The following is a 9,128-nucleotide window of genomic DNA, read 5'->3' as shown; positions in this document are numbered from 1 at the left end:
AGGTTAAAGGTGATATGCTTTTGTAGGTCGGGCTTTAGCCTGAAAAAGTAAAATATTAATTTTTTGGTTTCTCATTTATCCTCATTGTTTTCTCTTTGTGCAAAATGTTTATAGGTGCGGCTTTATGCCGCGCGGTTTATAACATTCATGGCTAAAGCCATTTCCTACATCATCGGCTGATGATTGCTTTAACGCAAATACCTGCGCGAGGTGCTGTGGTCAAGTAATTCCGGGTGCGGGGTTACATCAGCGGGGAAGGTTAAAGGTGATATGCTTTTGTAGGTCGGGCTTTAGCCTGAAAAAGTAAAATATTAATTTTTTGGTTTCTCATTTACCCTCATTGTTTTCTCTTTGTGCAAAATGTTTGTAGGAGCTGGCTTTAGCCGCGAAAGGTTTAAAAAAGGTACTGAATGCTATGGAAGTGGCTAGGAGCTAGGCTAGAACCTACCGCTAAGACCTAGATCCTATAGCTAGATCTCACGTTTAAAAATGGTACACTCTGATTTAGTTGTAGTAGTAGTTGGTTAAAAATGAAAACTAAAAAACATCACTTAAGTTTGGTGGTTCTGGCTGGTGGCTTGGGCTCTCGTTTTGGTGGTAATAAACAAATAGCTGAAATTGCTGGCCTAGGTTGTACCATAATGGAACTGAGTATTGCTGATGCCGTTGCCGCTGGCGTTACTCAAGTGGTATTAGTGATCAATCAAGCTGTGAGGGGCGAGTTAGAGCAAGTTATTTTACCACGGCTTCCAACTGGTATAGATGTTGTTCTTGTGGAGCAACGGATTGATTTAGTGCCAGAGCAATTCCAAGCTTTAGCTAAACAGCGAGAAAAGCCTTGGGGCACAGGCCATGCTTTATTATGTGCTAAAGAGCATGTTCATAACCCAGCCATAGTTATCACTGCGGATGATTACTATGGTGCGTCTTCATTTACATTACTTGCCGAACATTTTAAAAATAACAACAGTTGGGCTATGGTCGGATACCCAATTATTGATACCTTATCAGAGCAAGGTGGTGTAAATCGTGGTGTATGCCAAGTTAACAATAACCAATTAGTTGATGTAGTTGAGTATTTAAATATACAAAAAGAAAGCACGTACATCGCGGGTGATAACCCGCAGGGGAGGCGCGAGGAAATAGCTGCTGATGCGTTGGGCTCTATGAGCTTTTGGGGTATTACCCCTGCGCTTTTTGACTCTCTTGATGTTGGTTTTTCTGAGTTTCTGCAAAAATATGACAACGGTGTCAGATTGGAGTATTATTTACCGGATCAAATTCAACAAGCGATCACATCTAATCAACAAATAGTTACTATTTATACTGCTAAAGAGTCATGGTATGGAGTAACTTATAAATCAGAATTACAGGATGTTGCAGGTAAATTATATGAATTACGTCATGGATGAAACAGCCCCGATCTTGCCTTTTCCTGGGCACAATAATAGCGAAATAAGTATGAAGTCAAATTCCATTGCGGTTCAATTGTCCCAAAGTTTTGGCCTTGGCAATGACAAAGTTAGTATGAAACCAATTGGCAGTGGTCATATCAATACCACTATGCTGCTAACTGCACCAAAGAAATCATTAGTCGTGCAAAAGCTAAATACTGAGGTTTTTCCTGAGCCTGATATGTTGGTAAAAAATGCTCGCTTAATTGAGCGTCATTTAACTAAAAAACACCAGTCGGGTGATTATGATTTAGCGATTATTCGCCATGTTCCGACCGTTGAAAATGGCTATTTAGTTGATTGTGATAATGGTGTTTGGCGTGCACTCGAATTTATTGGCGGCAGTTATAGTGAAGATGTTGTGTTAAATACTTCACAAGCACAAACTGCGGCCAATGCATTTGGTCAATTTGCTGTTGCGTTAGAAGATTTTGATGCCAAGCAATTGCATCATGTTATTCCTGATTTTCATAATTTAGCGATGCGTGCTGAGAAACTTAAAGCGGTGGTTGCAAGTGATCCAGTTAAGCGTTTAGCAAGCTGCCAAGCTGAGGTCGATTTTTGCTTTGCACAGTTTGGTTTAATTGATGAACTTAAGTCGTTAGCAGGCAATGTCCCGGTTAGACCTTGTCATAATGATACAAAAATCAACAATATGCTGTTTTGTAATAAGTCGCATGATGCTAAAGCTGTGATTGATTTAGACACCTGTATGCCAGGTTATTGGTTATATGATTTTGGCGATATGGTGCGAACTTTTTGCTCACCAGAGCAGGAAGATTCTACCAATTTAGGCAATGTATGTGTTCGCGAAGAAATTTTTGCGGCTGTGGTTAAGGGTTATGTTGAGCCTTTGAAGGATTTGATCACTGAGCAAGAAAAACAAAGCTTTTGGCTGGGTACTAAGGTTATGACTTTTATGATTGGTCTGCGCTTTTTAACCGATTACATTGATGGCGATCATTACTTTTCTATTAAGCATGCTAATCATAATTTAGAACGTGCGCAAAATCAGTTTGCTTTATACCGTGATATTCTCGCCAAAAAGAGCACACTTAAAGCCATTTTAAGAGACGTGTAATAAAGGTTAAAGGTGCTAGGAAGATAAAGGTACTAGGGAAGTTACTAGGACCTATAACCTAGTACCTATGTTTTAAAGCGTAGGCGCGGCTTTATGCCGCGCGGTTTATAAAATTCATGGCTAAAGCCATTTCCTACGTCGGCGGTTAAGGTTAATTCTAACCCTAACCCTAACCCCTTCTTTTCCTATGTTATCTATCCTCATTTACTTTACCTGTTACCCTGTTTTAGGTAAGTTAATTCTAGGTTAGTTCTAGGATAATAATAATGAAACAGTTTAATCGTCGAGATTTTTTAAAAGCTGCTAGTGCAGCGGCTGCAGCAAGTGTGGTCGCTGGGTGTGCAAGTGGCGCCAATGGCAGCGCTATTGCTCCTACGCAACAGGGACAGTCAGTCATTGGTCTCATTGCACCAAAAATGGATGTAGTACGGGTTGGTTTTATTGGTGTTGGTCAGCGTGGCTTTGGTCACGTAAAACGCATGAGTCATATTGCTGGTACTGAAATCAAAGCAATTTGTGACACTCACAATGAAGTTTTAGAACAATCTGCAAAATACCTTACCGATAAAGGGCTGGTAAAGCCTGCACTGTATACGGGTTCAGATAACGCTTATCAAGAGATGCTAAATCGTGATGATATCGATATTGTAATCATCTCCACCCCGTGGGCATGGCATGCGCCAATGGCAATAGATACCATGAATAGTGGTAAGCATGCCTTTGTTGAAGTGCCGTTAGCACTCACAGTGGAAGAGATGTGGCAAATTGTTGATACCGCAGAGCGTACTCAGAAAAACTGTATGATGATGGAAAACGTCAACTATGGTCGTGATGAATTGATGGTATTGAATATGGTTCGCCAAGGCGTGTTTGGTGAGCTGTTACACGGTGAAGCTGCGTATATTCATGAGTTACGCTGGCAAATGAAAGAGATTGAACATAAAACCGGCTCGTGGCGCACAGCTTGGCATGCAAAGCGAGATGGAAATTTGTATCCCACTCATGGCTTAGGTCCTGTGTCACAATATATGAATATTAACCGTGGCGACCGCTTTGACTTCTTAACCTCCATGAGCTCGCCGGCGTTGGGCCGAAGTGCTTATGCAAAGAAAGAATTTCCAATTGATCATCAACGTAATCAACTTGATTACATTGCTGGTGATATGAACACCACGCTTATCAAAACAGTGAAAGGGCGCAGTATTATGGTTCAACATGATACCACCACGCCACGACCTTACTCGCGCCATAATTTAATTCAAGGTACTAATGGGGTGTTTGCTGGCTTTCCAAATCGTATCGCATTAGAGGACGGAGGCTCAAAAAGCTTCCATGAGTGGGATTATGAAATGGCTGATTGGTATAAAAAATACGATCATCCATTGTGGACTAAAATGGGCGAAGAAGCACAGCGTAACGGCGGCCACGGTGGCATGGACTTTTTAATGTTTTGGCGAATGATTTACTGTTTACGCAATGGTGAAGCGCTCGATCAAGATGTATACGATGGCGCGGCTTGGTCTGTAATATCGCCGCTATCGGCTGAATCGGTAAGTAACCGCAGTGCGTCGATTGATATTCCAGATTTTACCCGCGGGGCGTGGCAAAGTGCCAAACCGCTAGGGATAGTTGGTTGAGGATAGAGGTTCTAGGGAAGTGACTAGGTTTTAGGGGCTAGGAAGTGACTCGAAGCCCGTGGCTTTTTTTTTCTCATTTACCCTCATTGTCTTCTCTTTGTGCAAAATATTTTTAAGTTATTTATTCACAAAGAGGTTAAGAGACGCTGCGCTTTAGAGGTAAGAAAGATTAAAGGTGCTAGGGAGAGAAAGGTACTAGGTGCTAGGTAAGTGACTAGGGCCTAGAGCCTAAAACCTATGTTTTAAAGTGTAGGCGGGGCTTTATGCAGCGCGGTTTATAAATTAATGGTTAAAGCCACTTTCTACGTCGTGAGGATAAGATTGGTATTTTCTGAAGGTTACTTGAAGGTATTACAGATGACTAAACGGTAATTGCCTATAAATAGCGAGTGTTTATACTCAGGCTGTATATAGGCAATTCATTACTACATTAAATATAGTTTATCGCATGATGCTTTCTTTAAGGTACTGAAATAGCTCTTTGTAGCCCTTAGCAGGCTTTTCGGCTTTCACTTCTTTTGCTGCATTACGTACTAACTGGCGCAGCTTTTGACGATCAATAACCGGGTACTGCTCAATGGTTTGATTTACTAAATCATCACCTTGAGTGATTAAGTCTTCACGCAGTTGCTCAATTTTTTTAATCAACACTTCAGCTTGATTATTTTTATTAAGCATAACGTCGATAATAGCGTTGATCTCATCGATATTTTCGACAGTACGCAACGTTTTTGCGATGTAATTTAAGTGACGACGGTATGCATCACTTTTATTACTTATTTTGTCTGCAACAACCATTGCCGCTTTTAAATCGTCATTTAAGGGTAGACGCTCGCGCTGTTTTTTCCCCATTTTGGCAATTTCAGCACCTAACTGATGAAACTCTTGCGCTTCGCGCTTAAGCTCACTTTTTGATATATAGATAATTTCTTCTTCAATTTCAGCAGGCTTGCCTTTTTTCTTCGCCATGAGGGACTCATATGATAACGTTAACTGCAGTCATTATACCCAAACCACCTCAAGATGCGAGTTTCAGTTGGAGTTAAAAGCGATTTAGGCAAGGCATTGATTGCAAGTAATAGTGGTTCTATTGTTAAAATCAATAACGCAGTATAAATCGCTTTTAAACCAACCCTTTGGGCGTTTCACAGGCACTTACTCTCATCGTTGTTACTTCTTAAAAGGGACTGCCATTCTTGCAAAGTAACGCCTTGATATTAAGCCCCTGTGAAACGCTGAATTCTGTATCTTGAGGTGGCTTGGGTATATACGTGATTCTTTTAATGATTAATATTAGCTGATGCAATGCAGTGAGTGTGTTAGCATTTAAGTATTATGATTGCGCCCGCAAAACGCTCTAAGCTCAGGACTAAAAAGATGAAAAGCCAACAGCAAGATCCTATTTATACGCAAATTTCTCAAATTAAAGATGCCGTTGCCGAAGTGTTAGAACACGCTAAAAAACTCGGCGCTACGGACGCTGAAGCTGCTATGTCGAGCACCTCTGGTTTATCTGTCAGTACGCGCATGGGGGAAGTCGAAACAATCGAATTTAACCAAGATGGCGGCTTAGGGATCAGCGTCTATGTTGGTAATCATAAAGGCTCAGCGTCAACCGCTGACTTAAACCCGAAAACGTTACGCACAGTGGTCGAAAAAGCCATTGATATTGCTAAATTTACTTCAGACGATCCGCATAATGGGGTTGCTGATAAAGCATTACTTGAGTTTGCCCCGCTTGATTTAGATTTATATCACCCTTGGGATGTTAGCCCTGAGCAAGGTATTGAGCTTTGTCATGCTGCAGAGCAAGCAGCGCTTAATGCTGATGCACGTATTGTAAATTCTGATGGTGCGAGTTTCTCATCACATCAAGGTTTGCGAGTGTATGGTAATAGCCATGGTTTAATTACCGGTTACCCACGCTCGCGCCACAGCATTAGTACTATGGTGATTGGTAAAGACGGCGAGCAAATGCAGCGAGACTCTGCCTATACTGTTGCGCGTGACCAAGCTGGGTTAAATGATGCAGCAGCCGTTGGGCTTGAAGCCGCTCATGAAACGTTAGCAAAACTTAACAGCCAAAAGTTAGGCACCATGAAAGTGCCTGTTGTGTTTCGTGCAGACATTGCCAACTCTTTATTTGGCCATTTAGTATCGGCAATTGGTGGTGGTGCGCTATATCGTAAATCAAGCTTTTTACTCGACAGCCTCGGCACGCAAGTATTCAATAACTGCGTTAATATTGCAGAGCGCCCGCATATATTAAAAGGGTTAGCGTCTTCACCTTTTGACAGTGAAGGGGTCAAAACCATTGACCGCGAAATCATTCAAGGTGGCGAGTTACAAACATATCTATTAGCAAGCTACGCAGCGCGTAAAATGAATATGACACCAACCGGCCATGCTGGTGGCATTCATAACTGGCTAGTTGAGCAAACTCACGCTGATTTAGCTGCGTTGTTAAAAACAATGGGTACCGGTTTATTGGTGACTGAGTTAATGGGCCAGGGCGTTAATACCGTAACGGGTGATTACTCGCGAGGCGCAGCTGGTTTTTGGGTTGAAAATGGCGAGATACAATACCCTGTAAGCGAAATTACCATTGCAGGTAAGCTGCAAGACATGTTTAAAGGCATTAGCGGCATAGGTGGCGACATAGAGCGTCGCGGTGGTATTCAAACCGGTTCAGTATTGATTGAGCAAATGCAGATTGCGGGAAGCTGATTGAAGCTTTAAGTCTTAAGTTGTAAGTTTTAATCGGTGTTTTAATTTGCGTAGGCGCGGCTTTATGAAATTCATGGCTAAAGCCATTTCCTACGTCATCGGTTGATGATTGCTTTAACGCTAAGACCTGCGCGAGGTAAACTCCCGCCTACGGGGTTACATCAGCGGGAAAGGTTAAAGGTGATATGCTTTTGTAGGTCGGGCTTTAGCCTGAAAAAGTAAAATATTAATTTTTTGGTTTCTCATTTACCCTCATTGTTTTCTCTTTGTGCAAAATGTTTATAGGCGCGGCTTTATGCCGCGTGGTTTATAAATTCATGGCTAAAGCCATTTCCTACTTCATCGGCATGATTGCTTTAACGCAAAGACCTGCGCGAGGTAAACTCGCGCCTACGGGGTTGGCATTGGTGTTTGGCTTTGCGTAGGCGCGGCTTTATGCCGCGCAAATTTATAAGTGATTCATTCACAAAGAGGTTAAGAGGCGCTGCGCTTAAGAGGTTAAAGGGCAAAGGTATTAGGTAAGTGGTAATCAAGGTGCAATTAGCCCGTGGCTTTCTCTTCTCATTTACCCTCATTGTCTTCTCTTTGTGCAAAATATTTTAGTTATTCATTCCCACAAAGTTGTTAATCAACAGGCGTCAGCAAGCTTAACGCTTACGGGTGTTCAGGTATGCATTGGTTTTGGTGTAGTCAGGGCTTTATGCCGCGCAAATTTTTTAAAGGCACTAGGTTCAAGGAAAGAGGCTCGGTGCTGCCCTAAAACCTAGCGCCTCTCCCCTAATACCTTTCACTTCTAAACTTTTTATAAAAAACTCTTTACCTCAACTTTGCTTGAGGTTTTATTGTGGTTCTAATTACTCAAATAAAGGAATTTTGTTATGTATTTAGAGCACGTGAACTTGGTAGTTAATGATGTTGAAGCTATGCTACATTTTTATAAGGCGGCTTTCCCGCACTGGTCGATAAGAAGCCAAGGCGAAGGGCAGTGGCACGGTAAGCCACGAAAATGGCTACACTTTGGTGATGATTTTCAGTATCTAGCACTCAGTGATAATGGTGAACAACACAATCGTGATTTAACTGGGCACCAAATTGGTTTGGCGCATTTTGCCTATGTTACAAATAATATTGCAGCGGTTATTTCGCGTTTAGAAAACGCAGGTTACAGTATTGATAAGCCAGGTGCGGAAAATCCATTTCGTAAAAATGTATACTTTATTGACCCCGCAGGGTTTGAAGTTGAGTTTGTTGAGTATTTAAGCGATATACCCAATGAGCGTAACAACGATTTATAACATCGCGTCAGCAAGCTTAACGCCTACGGTTGTTAAGCTTTAACTGTGTTTTATCCATTAATGTTTATTCATATCTTGCCAGCTGGCTTTAAGGCTGTTTGCAAAAGAGACAAACTTTTCCTTAATGGTACGCTTGATTTTAATTTCCACAGATCCAAGCACCACTTTACCTTCGATAGTAATGGTTGGCCCTTGCTGCTTGTTCAGTGATACCGATTTATTTTCAACACTGCCAATAACGCTGAATAGTTTTGATACGACGTTGACGTGCTCTGGCACATAAATTTCATCACTGCCTAGCAAGCAATTGACATGCAGGGTGATATTTTGATGCTGAAATATGGCATCAGTAAAATCAAGTTCAATAGAGCCAAGTAAGTTAGTCAGGTGGATTTCTTTTGGCACGACCCATTGCCCACTGCGCTCGTTTGATCCCAAGATACTACGTAGATGCAATGCTTCATCGCCGCTTTTATTGCTGTAGTTTGGGCTAAACTGCGCACGTTTTTCTGACTGGTAACTACTATCTGTAGTGAGTTCAAGATCACTTACCAAATCAATTAAACTTTGGTTATTTTTTGCTTCCATTGCTTGGTCTAATCGTCGCTCAAATGCCTCGGCTGAAATAACTGCATGACTGTAGTTATAAATTAATTGATCAATAACTTGTTCACGCACTTGTTCAATTGGGCGATCTTCTAGTTTTACAGTCATGATGTATTCCTTATAAGTGATGCTGTTGGTGTATATGTACGATTACTTTGTAATGCTGTAACTAAAGCAAGGCTTAGGCCATTATTAATTATGTTAATAATCAATACGTTATTTTTAAAGTGTTTAAATGAATTCGTTATATTAACGACAGATTAACGAATAATGCTATTAAATAGTTAATTTTGCAACGACCAGAATAAATTACCGAGCAGTCGGTAAA

Annotated in this window: 7 protein-coding genes; 5 read left to right on the top strand and 2 right to left on the bottom strand. The window is 41.3% G+C overall.

The genetic code is table 11. From position 1 onward, the window contains the following. Positions 1–530: 530 nt before the first annotated feature. The 3 genes from V7783_RS19920 to V7783_RS19910 all read left to right on the top strand — a co-directional run bounded on the left by V7783_RS19920 (position 531) and on the right by V7783_RS19910 (position 4,172). Positions 531–1,412 (top strand): nucleotidyltransferase family protein, encoded by an 882-nt coding sequence (locus V7783_RS19920; RefSeq protein WP_335680219.1) that lies wholly within the window; start codon positions 531–533, stop codon positions 1,410–1,412. Between the two features lie 49 nt (positions 1,413–1,461). Then, positions 1,462–2,535 (top strand): phosphotransferase enzyme family protein, encoded by a 1,074-nt coding sequence (locus tag V7783_RS19915; RefSeq protein WP_335680218.1) that lies wholly within the window; start codon positions 1,462–1,464, stop codon positions 2,533–2,535. Positions 2,536–2,801: 266 nt separating this feature from the next. Continuing rightward, the gene (locus V7783_RS19910; RefSeq protein WP_335680217.1) at positions 2,802–4,172 is read left to right on the top strand and encodes a Gfo/Idh/MocA family protein; all 1,371 of its coding nucleotides are present in this window, start codon (positions 2,802–2,804) and stop codon (positions 4,170–4,172) included. A 441-nt stretch (positions 4,173–4,613) separates the two neighbouring features. Here V7783_RS19910 and yjgA read toward each other — a convergent pair whose 3' ends face one another. After that, positions 4,614–5,141, bottom strand: a complete 528-nt coding sequence (yjgA, locus tag V7783_RS19905; RefSeq protein WP_335680216.1) for a ribosome biogenesis factor YjgA — start codon at positions 5,139–5,141, stop codon at positions 4,614–4,616. A gap of 408 nt (positions 5,142–5,549) precedes the next feature. Between yjgA and pmbA the strand changes: the two genes are divergently transcribed. Both pmbA and V7783_RS19895 read left to right on the top strand, forming a co-directional pair. Beyond that, entirely contained in the window at positions 5,550–6,899 is a 1,350-nt protein-coding gene (gene pmbA, locus V7783_RS19900; protein WP_335680215.1) for a metalloprotease PmbA, read from the top strand. Positions 6,900–7,777: 878 nt separating this feature from the next. Beyond that, positions 7,778–8,194: a VOC family protein gene (locus V7783_RS19895; RefSeq protein WP_335680214.1), complete on the top strand. Its 417-nt coding sequence runs from the start codon at positions 7,778–7,780 to the stop codon at positions 8,192–8,194. A gap of 57 nt (positions 8,195–8,251) precedes the next feature. Here the strand turns inward: V7783_RS19895 and V7783_RS19890 are convergent, their stop codons facing one another. Continuing rightward, on the bottom strand, positions 8,252–8,908 hold the full coding sequence (locus V7783_RS19890) for a LiaF domain-containing protein (protein ID WP_335680213.1): 657 nt from the start codon (positions 8,906–8,908) through the stop codon (positions 8,252–8,254). Positions 8,909–9,128 lie beyond the last annotated feature (220 nt).

It is taken from the genome of Pseudoalteromonas sp., from assembly GCF_036960685.1.
Classification (GTDB): Bacteria; Pseudomonadota; Gammaproteobacteria; order Enterobacterales; family Alteromonadaceae; genus Pseudoalteromonas.
The sequence above is the reverse complement of the archived record's forward strand: the minus strand, read 5'-3'. Positions and strand labels throughout refer to the sequence as shown.

Bases quoted from the DNA above. Each gene is read 5' to 3' on its own strand.
- V7783_RS19910 (WP_335680217.1), top strand. From the start codon at position 2,802: ATGAAACAGTTTAATCGTCGAGATTTTTTAAAAGCTGCTAGTGCAGCG.
- V7783_RS19890 (WP_335680213.1), bottom strand. From the start codon at position 8,908: ATGACTGTAAAACTAGAAGATCGCCCAATTGAACAAGTGCGTGAACAA.
- V7783_RS19895 (WP_335680214.1), top strand. From the start codon at position 7,778: ATGTATTTAGAGCACGTGAACTTGGTAGTTAATGATGTTGAAGCTATG.
- V7783_RS19920 (WP_335680219.1), top strand. From the start codon at position 531: ATGAAAACTAAAAAACATCACTTAAGTTTGGTGGTTCTGGCTGGTGGC.
- yjgA (WP_335680216.1), bottom strand. From the start codon at position 5,141: ATGGCGAAGAAAAAAGGCAAGCCTGCTGAAATTGAAGAAGAAATTATC.
- pmbA (WP_335680215.1), top strand. From the start codon at position 5,550: ATGAAAAGCCAACAGCAAGATCCTATTTATACGCAAATTTCTCAAATT.
- V7783_RS19915 (WP_335680218.1), top strand. From the start codon at position 1,462: ATGAAGTCAAATTCCATTGCGGTTCAATTGTCCCAAAGTTTTGGCCTT.